The sequence below is a fragment of the Aquimarina spongiae genome (assembly GCF_900141785.1).
Classification (GTDB): Bacteria; Bacteroidota; Bacteroidia; order Flavobacteriales; family Flavobacteriaceae; genus Aquimarina; species Aquimarina spongiae.
Genome location: NZ_FQYP01000004.1, coordinates 15,754 through 32,531, shown reverse-complemented (window position 1 = coordinate 32,531; position 16,778 = coordinate 15,754). Strand labels below are relative to the sequence as shown.

10 protein-coding genes are annotated in these 16,778 nt (G+C 36.3%); 8 read left to right on the top strand and 2 right to left on the bottom strand.

Going from position 1 to position 16,778, the window contains the following annotated elements:
- Nucleotides 1–4: 4 nt before the first annotated feature.
- Both BUE24_RS09855 and BUE24_RS09850 read right to left on the bottom strand, forming a co-directional pair.
- Entirely contained in the window at nt 5–1,357 is a 1,353-nt protein-coding gene (locus BUE24_RS09855; RefSeq protein WP_073315853.1) for a sensor histidine kinase, read from the bottom strand.
- Nucleotides 1,357–2,721 carry a sigma-54-dependent transcriptional regulator gene (locus tag BUE24_RS09850; protein ID WP_073315852.1) on the bottom strand — a complete coding sequence of 455 codons (1,365 nt, stop codon included), beginning with the start codon at nt 2,719–2,721 and terminating at the stop codon, nt 1,357–1,359. The genes BUE24_RS09855 and BUE24_RS09850 overlap by 1 nt, the downstream gene beginning before the upstream one ends.
- A 210-nt stretch (nt 2,722–2,931) precedes the next feature.
- Between BUE24_RS09850 and BUE24_RS09845 the strand changes: the two genes are divergently transcribed.
- The 8 genes from BUE24_RS09845 to BUE24_RS09810 are packed head-to-tail and all read left to right on the top strand — an operon-like array spanning nt 2,932 to nt 16,774.
- Nucleotides 2,932–4,290 carry a TolC family protein gene (locus tag BUE24_RS09845; RefSeq protein WP_073315851.1) on the top strand — a complete coding sequence of 453 codons (1,359 nt, stop codon included), beginning with the start codon at nt 2,932–2,934 and terminating at the stop codon, nt 4,288–4,290.
- Between the two features lies 1 nt (nt 4,291).
- The gene (locus BUE24_RS09840; RefSeq protein WP_073315850.1) at nt 4,292–5,542 is read left to right on the top strand and encodes an efflux RND transporter periplasmic adaptor subunit; all 1,251 of its coding nucleotides are present in this window, start codon (nt 4,292–4,294) and stop codon (nt 5,540–5,542) included.
- A 22-nt stretch (nt 5,543–5,564) separates the two neighbouring features.
- Entirely contained in the window at nt 5,565–6,260 is a 696-nt protein-coding gene (locus BUE24_RS09835; RefSeq protein ID WP_073316194.1) for an ABC transporter ATP-binding protein, read from the top strand.
- Between the two features lie 25 nt (nt 6,261–6,285).
- The gene (locus tag BUE24_RS09830; RefSeq protein ID WP_073315849.1) at nt 6,286–7,038 is read left to right on the top strand and encodes a head GIN domain-containing protein; all 753 of its coding nucleotides are present in this window, start codon (nt 6,286–6,288) and stop codon (nt 7,036–7,038) included.
- Between the two features lie 45 nt (nt 7,039–7,083).
- A complete protein-coding gene (locus tag BUE24_RS09825; protein ID WP_073315848.1) occupies nt 7,084–9,477 on the top strand; it encodes an ABC transporter permease in 2,394 nt (797 codons plus the stop codon).
- 22 nt (nt 9,478–9,499) lie between these two features.
- The gene (locus tag BUE24_RS09820) at nt 9,500–11,932 is read left to right on the top strand and encodes an ABC transporter permease (RefSeq protein WP_073315847.1); all 2,433 of its coding nucleotides are present in this window, start codon (nt 9,500–9,502) and stop codon (nt 11,930–11,932) included.
- A 21-nt stretch (nt 11,933–11,953) separates the two neighbouring features.
- Nucleotides 11,954–14,338: an ABC transporter permease gene (locus BUE24_RS09815; RefSeq protein ID WP_073315846.1), complete on the top strand. Its 2,385-nt coding sequence runs from the start codon at nt 11,954–11,956 to the stop codon at nt 14,336–14,338.
- Between the two features lie 18 nt (nt 14,339–14,356).
- Nucleotides 14,357–16,774, top strand: a complete 2,418-nt coding sequence (locus BUE24_RS09810; RefSeq protein WP_073315845.1) for an ABC transporter permease — start codon at nt 14,357–14,359, stop codon at nt 16,772–16,774.
- Nucleotides 16,775–16,778 lie beyond the last annotated feature (4 nt).

Below are 16,778 nucleotides of genomic sequence, written 5' to 3'. Positions count from 1 at the left end.
TGTGTCATTCAAACAAAAGTGTAAAAACAGTTTCTTTGTGTAGTATCGAATGCACAGTCAAATTTCCGCCATGCAAGTGCATGATCTGTTTGGATAGACTGAGTCCAATACCGGTACCTTCATTTTTGGTGGTATAAAATGGGACAAAAATTTGTTGTAGAATGTCTGGAGGTATTCCTGGTCCATTATCTTTTACAGAGATGTATTTCTTTCCGTTTTCATTAACCCCGGTAATAAGTTCAAGTTTCGCATTTTCGATACCATTTAGAGCCTGTATTGCATTTTTACTTAGGTTGACCAAAACCTGAGTGATTAATTTTTCATCTGCATAAATTTCTATGGTGTCTTCGGGACTGGTTATGGTAATATCTACTACGTGTTCATTCTTATTTTGGGTCATTAGAACCAGTACTTTTTCTAAAAGTTTGTCTACATTAATAAGAGCTTTGTCTGGAGCCGGTACATTGAGAAAGCTTCTATAAGACTTAACAAAACTCATCAAATCATTACCTTGATCCTTTATAACCTCCAATCCCTTTGCGGTCATTCTTATCTTACTTTCATCAAGTTCCTCGATCGGTAAGATTTTATCTTCATCTTTATAGTAGTTCAGAATCGAAGCAGAGATAGAAGTAATGGGTGTCACGGTATTGATAATTTCATGGGTAAGTACTCGAATCAATTTTATCCAAGAATCGGTTTCTTTTTTATCCAATTCATTTTTAATGTCTTGAACTGTGATTAGAGTAAGCAATTCTCCATTAGAAATAATTTCGCTAGACTTGATGGCAAGTTGAATACTTTCGCGTTCATTAGATAGCTGAAAAAGTTTACGCTCGAACGGTTTAATTTTTTTAAAAATATTGAACAAGCCTTGATCTACTAATTGAATTTGTTTAATATGATTGAGAGGTTTATAGTTCAATAACTTTTCCATTTTTGGATTTGAAAAAAGGATGTGTCCTTTATTATTAAAAGTTAGAATACCTATTTCTACCTGATTAAGAATCTTTTTGTTGTACTGTTCCTGCGCCTGATTTTGGAGATATATTTTTTGAATTCCATTATTCAGTCTATTCAAGCTTGTGTTAAGTTCATTAAAAGAAGAGTCATTACCTTCTTCAGGAAATTGAAGAGTGAAATCTTCATTTTTAATAGCATTGAAAAAGAATATTATTTTTTTGTTATTCTGGTTTACATATTTGATCAGTAAATCGGTTTGTACCATAAGACATAACAAAAGAATAAAAGAAATGGCATAACTTCCTCTCAAAAAAAGAAAAACCATTGCAAGAGTAGTTACTACAATAACTAATACTTTAATGACTACCCGGATATAGAATCTTTTGCTTAACATTAGAGATCAAATTTTTTGATTTTGTTGTATAAAGTTTGTCTCGATATGCCCAATTGATTTGCTGCGGCACTATAATTACCATTGTGTTGTTGTAAGGCTTTGTCGATCATTATTTTTTCCATTTCATCCAAGGTTTCGGGAACATTTTCGAAAGATAGTTCGTTCCTTGCATTGAGCAAGAAGTCTACAGGTTTCAGAATATTGCTTTCAGCAAGAATTACGGTCCTCTCCATGGTGTGCTGTAGTTCTCTTACATTTCCGGGCCAGGAATAGCCGAGTAACTTTTCTTGAGCAGCATCGTTTATCCTAAGTGCAGGTTTTCCATATTTTGCCGTGAACTTTTTGAGATAAAAATCCGCCAGAATTAAAATGTCATTTTCTCTTTCGCGCAATGCAGGAACTTCAAGATGGATGGTATTGATTCGATACAACAAATCTTCCCTAAATATTCCATCAGCAACCATTTGTGTGAGGTTGCAATTGGTGGCACAAATAAGGCGTATATCAACTTCAATAGGTTTGTTGGAACCTACTCGTACAATAGTTCTACTTTGTATGGCAGATAATAATTTGGCCTGAGTTTGTAGCGATAAATTTCCTATTTCATCCAGAAACAAAGTACCTCCATTGGCAGCTTCAAACTTACCCGCCCTGTCTTCTTTAGCATCGGTAAAAGCCCCTTTGGTGTGACCAAAGAGCTCACTTTCAAATAAGGATTCTGAAATAGAACCCATGTCAACTCCTATAAAAACTTCATCTTTGCGTGAGGATAAACGGTGTAGCTCTCTTGCAATAAGTTCTTTACCAGTACCATTTTCGCCTGTGATCAATACATTAACATCGGTCTTTGCAACTTTGCCTACAAGATTTAAAACCGAAGATAATGCCGAAGAATTGCCGATAATAAAATTACTATCCTGATTAATTACCTGTTTAAGGCTGCTTTCCTTTTGTTTTAATTTTTGGACTTCCTTTTGTGATTTACGAAGTAAAAGAGAGGATTTGATTGTGGCTAATAATTTTTCATTGTTCCATGGCTTTAAAATGAAATCCGTTGCTCCAAGTTTCAGCGCCCTAACAGCAAGGTCGACTGCGCCATAAGCTGTCATCATTATTACCGATATAGAAGGAGCCTTCTTTTTAATTTCTTTCAACCAAAAAAGGCCTTCATTACCCGTATTAACGCCGGCAGAAAAATTCATATCTAACAATACGATATCATAATCTGGAAGATTAGGGAAAGATGATATCTGATTAGGATTCGAAATGGTTTCAACATGTTTGAATTCAAACTGCAATAGAATCTCCAGTGCACTTAGTACACTTTTATTGTCATCGATGATCAATACTTTTCCTTCTTGCATAATACCTTTTGATTAATACCTTAAAACTACAAATTGAGAATTAGAATATGATCATACTGTAAAATAATTAGACACTATTTGTATAAATATTTTACAGTGTCCCGTCGATTATATTTTATCTGTTTAATTAAAACACTAGTAATCAGTTATTTATGTTTTTGGCACGTGATTAGACTATAGTTTGGCATCGAAAAACAATTTTATAAACAAATGAAATATTTGACCACAGTAGTATTCTTTTTTTGTTGCTTGCTTTCGGGAACGATTCAGGGGCAACAAACTTGGACATTGGATGAGTGCGTATCTTATGCGATTCAAAACAATCTTCAGGTTAAAGATTTTGAATACTCTGAGAAAGCGAATAGAGAGGACTACAAACAATCGATTAGAAACTTGTTACCTAGTGTAAGTGCATTTTCTAATTATCGTATCAATTTTGGTAGATCTGTAGATCCAAATACCAATAGCTTTGTGAATACCGAATTCGTTTCCAACAATTATAGCCTTGATGCGCAAATTGATTTGTTTCAAGGTTTTCAAAAGGTAAATACCATCAAAGCCACTAAGTTTTTATATCAGGCATCGTACGAGGAAACTTTACATCAAAAATATTTACTGGCATTCAGAGTAATGTCTGCTTTTTATGACATTCAGTTTATGAAAGGATTACTTGCTATTTCTAAGGAACAGGTTCAGGTTTCTCAAGAAAACTATAACTTGGTAAAAAGACAGGTAGAATTAGGTCAAAAAGCCAAAGCAGATCTATACGAAGCTGAGTCGGCTTGGTTGGCTGATCAACTTTTGGTTACGCAAAGTGAGAACAATCTGGAAGCTGCAAAGCTAGCACTAATGCAAGAAATGAATTTGAACGAAGACCGAACTATTACCGTAGTTGATTTAGGGATAGAAAAAAAGTCTTCTGTAGAAATAGTAGAAAAAAATGAGGATTCTATTTTCAACACTGCTCAAACGGTAGTGCCTATTATCAAAGCCCAGGAACTTCGAATCGAGGCCGCCAAAAAACAATTGGCTGCAACCAGAGGAGCTTTGTATCCTTCTTTTGTCTTTTCTGCCGGATATTCTTCGCGATATGTAGACAATAACCTGGATAGCGATACTGGAGAATTAATTCCTTTTAATACACAAATCAAAGACAATGCTGCACAGTTTGTAGGAGTTTCATTGCGCATTCCTATCAGCAATGGTTGGTCTAATCGTTCTCGAGTAAAACAGCAAAAGGTGGCGATGATGAGAGCTGAGAATAATTTTAATATTCAAAAACAGGAAACGTATCAAATCATACAGCAATTGGTACAAGATGGAAATGCATTGCAAAGAGAATATGAGCAAAGTAATTTACGAAGAGACGCGCAACAAGTTGCTTTTGATATTGCACAAAAAAGATATGAGAAAGGACTCATTAGTATCATAGAGCTCAACCAATCCAAAAACTTATTGGCCAATGCTCAAAATGAGTTTTTACAGGTACGGTTACGATTAAAAATAAATAAGAGTACACTGGATTTTTATAGAGGATTGCCAGTTTTTAACATCAAAAGAGTACAATAAAATGGATATAAAGATTGAAAAGAAAAAAGGATTAAGACCTAAACATTATGGGTATATTGTTGGGGGTATACTGTTACTTTTTATGGGTTGGAAAATGGCTTTTGGCAATACGGCATCTACCTTTCGAACAGATCGGGAAAAGCTTTCTATTGCAAAAGTATCCTTCGGAAAATTTGATGATTATATCACCATCAATGGTAATGTCGCTCCTATAAGTACTATCTATATGGATGCTTATGAAGGAGGAAGAGTAACCGAAAAGTTGATCGAAGAAGGTGCCATGGTAAAGAAAGGAGATATTATTTTAAAGCTGGAAAATAGAGGATTGTATGAGCAAATTTTAGCAAGCGAAAATAACCTGGCCTTAAAACAGAATGATCTGCGATCCACCAAACTTACTTTTGATGCTAGACAAGTAGAAGGAAGAAAAGATTTGGTAAACTCAAAATACGAATTGCAGAAAGTAAAAAGAGCCTACGAGCAAAACGAGGCCTTGTATAAAGATGAGCTTATCTCTAAAGAAGAGTATTTAACTGCAAAAGAAAATTATGAGTTAGCAGCTAAACAGTTCGAAATCATAAAAATCCAAACGGATCAGGATAATGTACTTCGTAATACTTCTTTGAAAGAGCTAGATGGGGACCTGGCGAGAATGAAAAAAACACTATCCATGGTATACGAACGGATTGATCATCTTAATGTAAGAGCTCCTGCAGATGGTCAGTTGGGATTTTTGGATGCCGAAATAGGGCAAAGTATCCAACAAGGGCAACGTATAGGGCAGGTAAATGTGTTAACCGATTACAAAATAGAAGCTTCAATCGATGAGCATTATATTGATAGAGTAAAAAGAAACTTAACTGCTGTATTAGAACGTAATGGTACCGAGTATGAATTACGAATTCGGAAGGTATATCCAGAGGTAAGAAATGGAAGATTTAATGTAGATTTAGTCTTCGTGAATGAAAAACCAGAAACTATTCGTTCAGGACAGAGCTATAACCTAAAGTTGCAATTGGGAGCATCTAATGAGGCTTTGTTGTTGCCAAAAGGAAGTTTCTTTCAGAGTACCGGTGGACAATGGATTTTCGTATTGGATGAGTCTGGAAATGTAGCGTGGAGAAGACCGATACGAATTGGAAAACAAAACTCTAGATACTATGAGTTATTAGAAGGACTCGAAACTGGAGAACAAGTAATTACATCAAACTATGATAATTTTGGTGATGCCGAAAAAATCATACTTAAATAAACATAAAATAAACAATCAAGAAATGATACAGATCAAGAATTTAAAAAAGAGCTTTAGAACTGAAGAAGTTGAGACTCTGGCCTTAAATAATGTGAACCTTACCGTTGAAGAAGGAGAATTTGTAGCCATTATGGGTCCATCTGGTTGCGGAAAATCTACACTTCTTAATATCCTGGGAATGCTCGACAATCCTACAGAAGGAAGCTATCATTTTGGTGGAGAAGAAGTAGGAAAATTACGAGAAAATCAACGTACCAGAATTAGAAAGGGAAACTTGGGATTCGTATTTCAGAGCTTTAACCTCATCGATGAACTTACCGTTTTTGAAAACGTAGAACTACCTCTTATTTATTTGAATATGAAAAAGAGCGAACGGGAGCAAAAAGTAAATGCCGTACTGGAACGTATGAAAATTGCACATCGCGAAAAGCACTTCCCTCAACAATTATCAGGGGGACAGCAACAAAGAGTTGCAATTGCCAGAGCTGTGGTTACCAATGCCAAATTAATACTTGCCGATGAGCCTACAGGTAATTTGGACTCCAAAAATGGGATCGAGGTGATGAATTTACTAACCGAACTCAATCAAGAAGGAACTACGATTATTATGGTTACTCACTCTGATCGAGACTCACATTACGCACATCGAATCATCAATCTCTTTGACGGACAAATTGTAACCGAAAGTCAAAATAAACCTTTCGAGGTAAATGCATAAAGTATAAACACAAAAAATTAAACTCATGACAAAATTAGTTATTCAAATCGTTACGCTTACCACTGCGCTTATAGCTACTACAGTAGGTTATGCCCAAAAGAACATTACCGTTGATCATTTTGAAAAAGCAATCATTAGTCCACATGTTGAGGTGGTATTTAAGCAAGGAGATACCGAGAGTGTGGTTATAGAAAATTCAAAAGTAGAAGATCATAAAATCAATGTAGAAGTAGAAGGAAAAACACTAAGAATCTATCTGGATGGGGCAAAAATGGTGACTAAACAGAAAAAAGTGCATCATCAAAATGGATGGAAAATGAAAAAACCAATTTATCCAGGGACTATGATTACTGCTACAGTTACTTACAAGAACCTCAAAGAACTTTCTATCAGAGGAGAAGAAGTGATCAAGTGTTTAAGTCCAATACAAACCGAAGATTTTAGATTAAAACTGTATGGAGAACCTAAAGTTACCTTAGAAGAAATCAGTGTAGACAGATTAGGGGTAACCATGTATGGAGAAGGATATCTTGAATTTAAAGGAGGAGCCGTAAATCGTCAAAAATATACGGTGTATGGAGAAGGAGAAATAAATGCTTTAGGACTCAATAATGAAAGCACCAAGATCACTGCTTATGGAGAAGGTAATTTCAGAGTTAATGTTAAAGATGATCTCAAAGTAACTGCCTATGGTGAAGCGAATGTGACATACGATGGTAACCCTTCTGTAAATAAAGGAATTATTATAGGGGATGCAACCATACGAAAAATGAATTAGAGATCTAAAACCTCATCAACTTACAACATCAAAAAACGAACAGTCATGTTTAAAATGTATTTCAAAATAGCCTGGAGAAACCTCATCAAGAATAAGGTGTATTCTGGAATCAACATCATAGGTTTGGCAATAGGGCTAACTGCAGGATTTCTTATTTTACAATATGTAAACTTTGAGCATAGCTATGACAAGTTTCACAGTAAGAAAAATTCCATTTACCGAGTTGTAGCAGATCTGGATACGCCTTCTTCTGGAAAGATGGAAAGTAGTAGACCTGCTTGTGCGGTACCTCCGCATATGGAAGAAGAGTTTCCCGAAGTAATTTCGGCAGTGCGTTTTATGCGTTTAGAACTGGCGGTCCGAAAAGATGAAATAAAACTTGTTGAAGATAAAGCTGCGGCAGCAGATAGAGCGTTTTTTGAAATGTTCGATTTTGGGTTACTTCAAGGAGATAAGAAATCTGTATTGCAGGAACCATATAGTGTCGTGCTTACCCAGGAAACGGCAAATAGATACTTTGGTAATGAATCTGCAATAGGAAAAACCATACGCATTAAAGATGAAGATATCAATGACTTACCTTTTACGGTAACCGGTATTATGGATGAAATCCCAGAGAATTCTCATATCAAAGCGAATATGATTATTTCTATGACTACCTATAGCAAAGGGGTATTACCAAGAATTAATGATGCGTGGGGGTTGTATGATCCTGCCGCGTATATTCTTGTGCATCCCAATACAGATCCCAAACAACTAGAAGCAAAATTTCCAGACTTTCTTGAACGTAATTCAGGAGAGACGATGAGACGCGACAAAATGTTTGTTTCCTTATTCTTAGAACCGTTGGAAGATGTGTATTTACGTTCTGAAAGAGGAGGAGAGTATAGCGGGGATTTAGGAACTATTTATATCTTTTCTATTATTGCAATTTTTATTCTGTTGATCGCATGCATCAACTTTGTGAATCTAACTACTGCCAGATCAGTAGAGCGAGCCAAAGAGGTTGGAGTACGAAAGGTAATCGGAGCCGAAAAACGTCAGTTATCTCTACAGTTTGTAGGCGAATCTATTATCATAAGCTTGATCGCTTTTGTAATTGCTTCGATATTGGCAGCTTTGGTTTTACCAGCGTTTAATGAAATTGCAGGAAAAGTGATTAGTGATGGGATTTTTACCAACCCTATCAATATTGCTTATCTGTTTTTAATCGCCTTATCCATTGGTGCCTTTGCAGGAATCTACCCTGCGTTTGTATTGTCTTCTTTTAAGCCTGTAAATGTATTGAAAGGTAATTTTTCTACAGGAACCAGAGGGATCATCTTAAGAAAAGGATTAGTGATTACACAGTTTACCATTTCAATTACGTTGATTATAGGCACGATTATCATTTACAACCAAATGAATTATATGCGTAGCCAAGAATTAGGGTTTGATAAAGAGCATACCGTTCTTTTACCAGTAACCGTTTCTTCAGCGCAAAAAGAGTTAAAGGATAATATCGATAATATCTCAGGTGTGGTGTCGACAACTTTGGCTTCTGCTGTTCCTGGAGCATATAATAATTCGGCATATTCTGTAATTCAAAATAGCCAGGGAGAAGGTCAGATTGCAAATATCAATGCCTACTTCGTTGATCATGACTTTATTTCTCAATTTGGTCTTAAAGTGATTGCCGGGAGAGGTTTTTCCAGAGACTTTGTTACCGATTCTGCTCAAGGGATGATCATTAATGAAAAAGCGGTAAAATTTTTGGGTTATGCTTCTCCAAAAGATGCGTTGGGTGCTACCTTCTCGCAATGGGGGAAAGATGGTCAGATCATTGGGGTGATACAGGATTTTCATTTCAAATCACTACAAGAAAATATACAACCACTCACCATGACCATGAAGCCAGATGAGACTGATCTATTAGCTATCAAAATTACCGGGAACAATATCAAACAGACATTAGCAGATATCCAAAACAAATGGGAAGCCATTTTACCAAACGATTCTTTTAATTACCAATTTCTGGATGAAAACTTTGATAAACAATATCGTAGTCAGGAACGCTTTGGAAGTTTGTTTCTCAATTTCGCGGTCTTGGCGATTTTAATCTCTTGTCTTGGTTTGCTAGGTCTTGCTGCGTATTCTATGCTTCAACGCAAAAGAGAAATTGGGGTTCGTAAAGTACTGGGAGCTTCGGTGGCCCAAGTAGTAAAATTACTATCTACTGATTTTCTAAAGCTGGTTACCGTGGCGTTTTTAATCGCATCGCCGTTGGCTTGGTATGTTATGAACGATTGGTTATCTCGTTTCGCCTATAGAATCTCGATAGAATGGTGGATGTTCTTACTAGCGGGCACAAGTGCAATAATCATCGCACTGGCAACCGTTAGTTTTCACGCCCTGAAAGCCTCTTTGGCCAATCCGGTAAAGAGTCTTAGAACCGAATAAAATCATCAAAAAACGAACAGTCATGTTTAAGAATCATTTAAAAATAGCATGGAGGAACATTAGCAAAGATCGGATGTTTACCACTATCAAAATAGGGGGCTTTGCTATAGGAATAGCAGCATGTATCCTGATCTTTTTATTCATTAGAGATGAGGTAAGTTATGATACACATAATACCAAAAAGGATCAGGCGTTTCGGGTGATTGGAGAGATTATGCTTAATGGAGAAAAAAGACAACATGTATTTTTCCCGTCGCCTTTTGCTCAAGCATTAACCAACGATTATCCAGAAATTATAAAATCCGGAAGATTTCTAAAACATGAACTATTAAGTCCTGTTGGAAAAGAACTAAGGACTCTGAATCAGACACAAAGTAATTTTGAAGAAGAATTTGTGTTTGTGGATCCGAGTTTATTAGAAATATTAGATATTCCTTTGGTTTTAGGGTCTAGAGAAAATGCACTATCTGCCCCCAATTCGATCGTACTTTCTAAAGAAAAAGCGGATAAATATTTTCCAGAAGGAAATGCATTGGGCAAACAAATTATATTAGACAATGACGTCGAAAACCCGTACACGATTGGAGGAGTTATGGGGATCATTTCTTCAAATACTCATTTTAAGTATGATTTTTTAATTACCAAAGCACATCATGAGTTTTGGGAGGGAGAAAGTGCGAATTGGCTGTCTAGTAACTATGCCAATTATGTGTTGGTAAAACCAGGTACAGATATAGCTTCTCTCGAGGAAAAATTAATGCAGACCTTTGATAAGTATGCAGTGCCAGCGCTACAGGGCAATGCTTCTGAAGAAGAAATACGTGAAATGCGTAATAGCTCTCGATTTATTTTACAACCCGTAACCGATATTCATTTACGCTCTGTAGACATACAAGATAACTTATCTCATAGCGATATTCGTTTCGTATGGCTATTTGGAGGGATTGCTATTTTCATTTTGCTTTTGGCATGTATCAACTTTATTAATCTTTCTACAGCAAAATCAGCCAACCGGGCAAAAGAGGTAGGACTTCGTAAAACGGTGGGTGCTTTCAGGCAAAATCTGGTAACTCAGTTTCTAATAGAATCGGTAATTTTTAGCTTTATTTCATTTGGTTCGGGGGTGTTTCTTGCCTGGATGTTGTTGCCTTATTTTAATGAAATTGCATCCAAGGAAATACTTATTCCTTGGGGAGCACTCTGGTTTTTGCCTCTTATCGTTTTAGCGTCCATTGTAGTTGGGATTATCGCAGGATTGTATCCATCATTTTATTTATCCTCGTTTAAGCCTGTTGATGTGTTGAAAGGTAGTTTGAGTCTGGGGAGTAAAAGTGGAAACCTACGTAGCGGATTAGTAATTTTTCAGTTTTCGGTATCGGTAATTCTTTTAATAGGAACTTTGGTGATTTACAAGCAAATGGATTACATCCTGAATAAAGAATTAGGATTCAACAAAGATCAGGTGCTTGTTATTAAAGGAACGAATACCTTGGGTGATAAAGTCAACACTTTTAAAGAAGAGTTGATATCCCTTTCTGGAGTGCATCAGGTTTCGATCAGTGATTACCTGCCCATTACAGAAACCAAAAGAAACGGTAATGCTTTTTGGAAAGAAGGTCGTGTTGGTGAAAACAAAGGTGTAGCCGGACAAATGTGGCGCGTTGATGAAGACTATATCAAAACCATGGGAATGAAACTGTCTTCGGGGAGAGATTTTTCCAAAGATCGAAGAGATGATGCAGAGAGTGGAGCTATTATCAATGAAAAAATGGTTGAGCAATTAGGTTTAACAGATCCGGTGGGTAAAAAAATAACCAATAGCGGACAAGTTTTTGAAGTGATCGGAGTCGTTGAAGATTTCCATTTTGCCTCTTTAAAAGAAGCTATACAACCTCTTTGTATGGCGATAGGAAACGAATCTTCTATTGTTACTGCTAGAATCAATGGAGATAGTCCAAAAGACTTGATCAAATCTATTCATGCAATTTGGGATGATTTATCTCCAAATCAAAGCCTTAGATATACCTTTTTGGATCAACGATTCGAGGTAATGCATAAAGATATACAAAGGTTAGGCATCATCTTTAACAGTTTTGCCCTTTTTGCATTATTCGTTGCTTGCTTAGGGCTATTTGCACTATCCGCTTTTATGGTAGAACAACGAAACAAGGAGATCAGTATTCGAATCGTACTTGGAGCTTCACATTTTACAATCTACAAATTACTGAGTAAGGACTTTTTAAAACTAGTAGTTATATCTATAGTGATTGCATCACCAATCGCTTGGTTTGTAATGAAACGTTGGTTAGAAGATTTCGAATACAAAGTGACGCTTAATTGGCAGGTATTTGTTTGGTGTGCGGTGTTGGTAACCGTCATTGCCATTCTTACCGTTAGTTATCAATCAATAAGTGCCACATTTATTAAGCCTTTAAAGAGCTTAAGAACCGAATAAATATCATCAAAAAACGAAGTTATGTTTAAAACTCATTTATTAATCGCCTGGAGAAACCTTAGAAAGAAAAGGGTGTTTGCTCTGATCAATATTTTAGGTCTGGCATTGGGATTTGCATGCGGAATACTTATCTTTTTATTTGTAAATCACCATCTCCAGTTTGATAATTTTCATAACAATGAAGATAGAATCTATCGTGTTGTTACCGAAGAACGTCGAGATGATGTGGAGTATGAATCTGCGGTACCACCAGGATTTGCAAAAGCTTTTCAATCTGATTATGATTTTGCCGAAGAAGTAGCTAGTTACTATTATCGAGAAGATTGGCAGATCGATGGTGCAGATGAAAAAAATTCAAAACGGTTTAGAGAAGATATTGCTTTTTCAGAATCTTCATTTTTCAGAATCTTTGATTTTCCTTTGGTAGATCAACTTAGTGGGAGAACACTAGAAGAACCAAATACAGCGTATATCACTCAAAGTTTTGCGACCAAAATGTTTGGAGAACAAAACCCGTTGGGGCAAAACTTTATATTAGAGAATCAGGAAACTATCGAGGTAATAGGTATTCTTAAAGATTTGCCGGCAAATTCGATGATCTCTACCCCTATTTTTATTTCCTATCCTTCTATCAAAGCGTATGATGATTTTATATATAGTGGGAGTTGGGGAGGTATTAATGGGTCACTGCGATGTTTTACATTGTTACATCCAAATCAGGATATCGCTCATATAGAGCAAACCTTAATCGAATTGGTAAATAAACATAGACCTAGAAGTAAAAATGTACACCGTTACAAACTTCAGGCTCTTTCCGATATTCATTTTGATAATAGATACGATGGGATTAATGTGAGTTTACTCTGGATATTTGGTTTGGTAGGTATATTTTTAATTGGGGTAGCGTGTATCAATTTCATCAATATTTCAACAGCGCAAGCCTTTACTCGATCAAAAGAAATTGGGATAAAAAAGGTGTTGGGGAGTAACAAAAAACATTTATTTTGGCAATTCATTTCTGAAACTTTTATTATCAGTCTTTTTGGAATGCTAGTAGGCTTGTTTATCACATTACTTGTGCTTCCTTCATTTAATTCCCTTTTTGAACTTGACCTGTCTTTACAATCACTTTTGGACATTAAAGTGGCTGGTCTGGTTCTTACTTTATTGACATTTGTTTCCCTTTTTGCAGGAAGTTATCCTGGTATTTTATTGGCACGAATTCTTCCGACGCTTGCCCTAAAAGGAAAACTTACCCAAAGAGATGCTGGAGGTCAATTTACACGTAAAATTTTGGTAACCGCACAATTTGTGATTTCTATTCTTTTGATTGTGGGCACTGTCGTGATTGGTAAACAAATTAACTATGCGGTAAACGCGGATTTAGGGTTTGATAAGGATGCTATTGTTATGCTTAGTGTTCCAGAAGATATAGAACATATCAAACTCGAAGGTCTTAAAGAACGAATTTTTCAATTACCGGGAGTAGAAAATGTAACTGCCTGTTTGGCTAGTCCAGGAGCAGGGTATAACAATTGGGGAACTAGTTTAAGATATAATAACCGACCAGAATATGAAGAGTTTTCAATATCAGCAAAAATGGCTGACGATGATTACATCAGTACGTTTGATTTACAATTGGTAGCTGGTAGAAATTTTAGAATGTCGGATTCTATTACCGAGGTGGTAGTCAACGAGAAACTTGCACAGAAACTAGGTTTAGGTTCGCCAGAAGAGTTGATAGGCAAACAACTGGAACTTAATGGAGGATTTATAAAAGCAACTGTTTCAGGAGTTATAGCCAATTTTCATGACCAAAACTTCCATTTGGATATTAGTCCAGTTTTCATCGCTCCACAAACTAATGCATTTCATGAGATTGCGGTAAAAATTAATGATCAGAATGTAAAAAGCACATTAAACGAAATTGAACAAAAATGGAGGCAGGTTTTTCCAAAGTTCATCTACGAGTTTAGTTTTCTCGATGAGCGTGTTCAAGATCAATATGAAGAAGAACAACGCTTGTTATCTCTTTCAAAATTATTCTCTGGGTTAGCCATTTTTATTAGCTGCTTGGGGCTTTACGGACTGATTTCATTTTTCGTTGCGCAAAGAACAAAAGAGGTTGGGATTCGTAAAGTCTTGGGTAGTGGAGTTTCGGGAATATTAATTCTTTTTGCCAAGGACTTTTGTAAACTAATTCTAATTGCCGGAGCAATCGCCACGCCAATCGCCTGGTTTTTTATGAAGCGATGGTTGGAGAACTATACTTACCATACCGAAATAAGCTGGTGGGTTTTTGTGATGTCTATTTCGGGATTATTACTGATCACATTGATAACTATAAGTTATCAAACCATCAAGGCGGCAACCGCAAACCCAACCAAAAGTCTAAGAAGTGAATAATTGCAAATAAGAAACAACATGTTTAAAAATTATATCAAAATAGCGTGGCGTACCCTTTGGAAAAACAAAGGGTTTACGATCCTAAATATTATTGGGCTTTCTGTCGCTTTTGGAGTGGCCATTTTGTTGAGCATGGCTGCTTTTTTTGAGCTTTCTTACGATAATTTTCATGAAAATAAAGGAGAAATCCATCAGCTATATACCCAATGGCAAATTCCTGAGGGATCAGACATTTATATTTCTCAGCCTATGCCTTTGGCCAATGCGCTAAAACAAGAGGTACCAGGGATATATAAAATTTCTAGATATCAAGATGGAAAAATTTTGTTACTAAAAGATGAAAAGGAAATAACCGCAGATATCAATTGGGTGGATCCAGATTTTTTGGAGATGTTCTCTTTTGCTCAGGAAAAAGGGAGCCAAGGCACATGGTTACAAGAAAAAAATACGATCGGAATTACACATAAAATGGCAAATACCATTTTTGGTACTACTGATGTGGTAGGAGAGACCGTAGATCTTTTGATTAAAGGAAGAAAGAAGCCTTTTCAGGTTGCTGCAGTTTTACAGGATATTCCGGATAATAGTAGCATGGAGTTCGAAGTAATTATTAATTTCCAAAATTCTCCACAGTATCAAGATTATAAAAATGAATGGGATCATTCTAATCATGAAGTATATGTTCAGTTAAACGAAGGTGTTTCGGTTGCTCAATTTGAAGAAAACACAAGAGCATTCATGAATCTTCATTTTTCAGAAGAAATAGAAAATGCAAAAAGAGATGGATCACCTTTGAATGGAAATGGGGAGTATGTTCAAATGAAATTACACCCGTTTGAGGATCTGTATTTTACAAGTTACAGCGATAGGGAGTTGATAGTGAGTCGAGCGTTACCTTATGTTGTATTGAGTATTGCTATACTCTTGCTGTTTATTGCTTGTGTGAACTTTGTAAATATGAGCATTGCCAAAAGTACATCAAGACTACAAGAAATTGGAATGCGCAAAACACTGGGCGCTGCAAAAAAGCATGTGTTTATGCAGTTTTGGAGTGAGAGTGTTTTGATTTTTATCACAACCTTAATTTTTGGAGGCATCCTAAGCGTTGTTTTTATTGATGAATTCAAATCCTTATTCAACACGGGAGCTACATTTACAAACACTTTGAGTCTGATTACCGTAATCGTGTTGGTTGTGGTATTTTTTACTTTGACTACAGTCGCAGGAGGGTATCCGGCGCTTTTACTAAGTAAACTGGGTACACTGCAAGCGCTAAAGGGGAAAATACAAATCAATGGCCGTGATCGAGTAAGAGATATATTGATGATTGTTCAATTCGCTATTGTGATTTTATTAATCAGCGGAAGTTTTGTACTTCGAGGACAACTACGATATATGCAAACCAAAGACTTGGGGTTTAATAAAACACAAGTAATTTCGGTACCTCTTAATGGTAAACAAGGAGGCAATAAAGTAGTGAATCTCCTTAGAGAAGAATTGAAAAATGAACCCAATATTCTTGGAATCACCGCGTCTGATGATAATTTGGGTAGAGGTAGAGACGGAAGCCGTTATTCTAGCTCGTTGGGGTTTGATTACAAAAATCGACAGGTAGGAACACATATGTTGGTAGTGGATCATGATTATCTCAACACTTTGGATATTTCTTTGCTTTCTGGAAGATCATTTGATCGCGATTTTGCCTCAGACAGTTTATCTGTTGTCATCAATGAATCCATGATCGAAGAGCTTCAGGAACCTGATCCCATAGGGAAAAGACTTAATATCATAAGTGATAGCATTCAACATACGATAGTGGGTGTGGTCAAGGATTTCAATTTTAAAGATTTGGATAGAGAGATTGAACCGCTTACCATATTTCTATCAACGCAAAAACAAGTGCGATATGCTTACGTTAAAGTAGCACCTTCTGATATTTCACAAACCTATGATATTATAGAAAAGGCATGGTTAAAACTAGAGCCAAATTCGGAGTTTCTAGGGTCTTTTATTGATGAAAATATCGATAGAACTTTCAGACGTGAAAGAATTATGATCACCATTATCACCAGTGGAGCTATCATATCTATACTGCTAAGTTGTATTGGTCTGTTGGCCATTTCTTTGCTTGTCGTAAACAAACGAACCAAAGAAATCGGAATTCGAAAAGTAGTAGGCGCCAATGTACCTTCATTGGTGATACTACTAGCCAAGGATTTTATGAAGTTGGTAGTGGTTGCTTTTATTATTGTAGTGCCTGTAGCCTGGTGGTATGCCAATCAATGGCTAGAGCACTATTCTTACCGAATGGACTTAAATATCGGGCTATTTGCGGGAGCTGGAATCGTAGCACTATTGATCGCATTGACCACAATATCCTTTGGGACTATTAAGGCTGCATTGCAAAATCCAGTGAAGAGTCTTAGGACAGAATAGTAAT

Coding starts and splice junctions, on each gene's coding strand:
- BUE24_RS09850 (WP_073315852.1), bottom strand. CDS start 2,721: ATGCAAGAAGGAAAAGTATTGATCATCGATGACAATAAAAGTGTACTA.
- BUE24_RS09845 (WP_073315851.1), top strand. CDS start 2,932: ATGAAATATTTGACCACAGTAGTATTCTTTTTTTGTTGCTTGCTTTCG.
- BUE24_RS09815 (WP_073315846.1), top strand. CDS start 11,954: ATGTTTAAAACTCATTTATTAATCGCCTGGAGAAACCTTAGAAAGAAA.
- BUE24_RS09830 (WP_073315849.1), top strand. CDS start 6,286: ATGACAAAATTAGTTATTCAAATCGTTACGCTTACCACTGCGCTTATA.
- BUE24_RS09835 (WP_073316194.1), top strand. CDS start 5,565: ATGATACAGATCAAGAATTTAAAAAAGAGCTTTAGAACTGAAGAAGTT.
- BUE24_RS09825 (WP_073315848.1), top strand. CDS start 7,084: ATGTTTAAAATGTATTTCAAAATAGCCTGGAGAAACCTCATCAAGAAT.
- BUE24_RS09820 (WP_073315847.1), top strand. CDS start 9,500: ATGTTTAAGAATCATTTAAAAATAGCATGGAGGAACATTAGCAAAGAT.
- BUE24_RS09855 (WP_073315853.1), bottom strand. CDS start 1,357: ATGTTAAGCAAAAGATTCTATATCCGGGTAGTCATTAAAGTATTAGTT.
- BUE24_RS09810 (WP_073315845.1), top strand. CDS start 14,357: ATGTTTAAAAATTATATCAAAATAGCGTGGCGTACCCTTTGGAAAAAC.
- BUE24_RS09840 (WP_073315850.1), top strand. CDS start 4,292: ATGGATATAAAGATTGAAAAGAAAAAAGGATTAAGACCTAAACATTAT.